We start from the raw sequence: 2,225 nt of genomic DNA, 5'->3' as shown, positions 1-2,225 counted from the left end.
CTTGAGCACAAGTTTGAAACTGCTGAAGCCTTAACCGCCTTCTTCGAGCCTTGTAATGTGGTCGTTACCACCAGCCACATTGCCGGACAGTTTCCGACCCACTTGCAGGAACGCATTTCCGATCTCTGCACCCATCTATTCATTGACGAAGCCCATCACGCCGAGGCGCCAACGTGGAAACGCTTCAAAGCCCACTTTGGCAAGCGCCGAATTCTCCAGTTCACGGCCACGCCTTTTCGAGACGACGACCAACTTATCGATGGAAAAATTATCTACCGCTATCCCCTGCGCCAAGCGCAGAAAGACGGGTACTTCCAGCCAATCACGTTCCGGTCGGTTTTCGAGTTTAACGACGACAAGGCGGATGTAGCCATCGCCAAGGCCACAATCCAAGAACTGGAGAATGACCAGACCGGCCTCCATGTGGCAATGGCGCGCGCCTACGACATCCCACGCGCGAAGCGAGTTTTCGAAACCTATGAGGGACTCGGTCGGTACAACCCGATACTTCTTCACAGCCAGCTCAAAGTGGGGGAGCGGAGGGAGGCGCTCCAGAAGTTGATGTCGGGGAAATCGAGAATAGTGGTGTGCGTTGATATGCTCGGTGAGGGCTTCGACATGCCGGAGCTGAAAATCGCAGCGTTTCATGACGTACGAAAGAGCCTTCCCGTTACGCTGCAGCTTGCAGGTAGATTCACACGCAGCAGATCGGACCTGGGGAGCCCGACATTCATCGCCAATGTCGCTAACGTTGACGTCAGGGATGAGCTCCAGAAGCTCTACAGTCAAGATCCGGACTGGAACGAACTGCTGCAAGAACTGAGCGATACCCAGATAGACAAGCAAGTAGAGGCTCGAGACTTCCTGGGGGGGTTCGAACCGTTTGAAGGCGAAATCCCATTGCAGGAGATACGGCCAGCAACCAGCATGGTGGTCTATCGCACTCGTTGCAGCGCTTGGAAGCCCGGGAACTATCGTAAAGGATTGACTGGTCTGTCCCCCACGGATAAGGTCCGAGATACGCTGAACGCCAAGGAAAACATGCTCATTGTCGTGCTTGGTACGAGCAAGTCCGTCCCTTGGACTGATATTGAGGCTGTGAAGGACTGGGAGTGGGAGTTGCTCGTTTCAATTTGGGACAAGGAGAAGGACCTTCTCTACATCCATGGCTCCTCGAAGAGTGGCGAGTATCGAACGATGGCCAAGGTGCTCTGCGGCGAAGATGTGGAGCTTATCCAAGACCCCGAACTTTATAGATGCTTCCATGGAGTCAAGCGCCTACTGCTTACGAATCTGGGAATGAACGAGCAATTTGGTCGGCAGATTCGCTACATCGCTCGCATGGGCGCAGATGTTGCCGCCCGCTTGTCAGAGGCGTCCAAGAAAACCGCACGCCGTGCAGTGATTTCCGGGGTTGGTTATGAAAATGGAGCGATTGCGACTGTCGGCGCAGCGAAGCGGGGTCGCGTGTGGTCATTCCAACGGCTGCGCTTAGACTCTTTCGCACGTTGGTGCAAGCACGTCGGCTCGAAAGTCATCGACGAGAACATCGACCCGGAAGCAGTGCTCAAGGGAACCCTTGTCCCTAAACTTGTAAAGGCGCGTCCAACTGCCATGCCAATTGCCGTAGATTGGCCAGACAGCATCTATCAGGAACTGGAAAGCGTGTATTCGGTCACGCTCGGTGACGCGCAAAAGACAGAGTTCTGGAATCTCGGTATCGAGTTGGTCAGCCCGGCCGAGACGGGAGACATCATGTTCCGGGTGTTCAGCGATTCCGCTGAAGTGGTACTCCGGCTCGAGATAATGCCGATCGATGATGACTCCGTCTCAACCTACCGCTTCGTTCCAGTGGGGGCCGCCGGCACATTGACGAAACGGCTGCAATCTTGGCCGCTCTCTCAATTTTTCGATGAAAACCCTCCAGTCATTACCTTCGCTGATGGTTCCTACCTGGAAGGTAGTTTGCTTGTCGCGTTGCCTGACATCTATGCGCCGTATGATCGAGACCGCATTGAGGTCTGGGACTGGTCCGACGTCAATCTGAAAAAGGAAGCGCAGGGGGTAACTTGTGAGAAGGATTCCATCCAGTACAGGGTTATCGAAGAGCTTAAGAGGGCAGGAGGGTATGACGTCATCTACGATGACGACGGCTCGGGCGAGTCCGCAGACGTCGTAGGCATCAAGGTCACAGAAGGGCATTCCGGCGCGACCATCTCTGTAGA

At 54.7% G+C, this 2,225-nt stretch carries 1 protein-coding gene; it reads left to right on the top strand.

Translation table 11 applies throughout. From position 1 onward, the window contains the following. On the top strand, nucleotides 1-2,225 hold a 2,225-nt coding region (locus K309_RS38900; RefSeq protein ID WP_035878926.1), incomplete at both ends, for a DEAD/DEAH box helicase.

Origin of the sequence: Cupriavidus phytohabitans (assembly GCF_000426345.1) — a bacterium.
GTDB lineage: Bacteria > Pseudomonadota > Gammaproteobacteria > Burkholderiales > Burkholderiaceae > Cupriavidus.
Note: the sequence above shows the minus strand (reverse complement) of the source record. Positions and strands in the feature narration are given on the sequence as shown.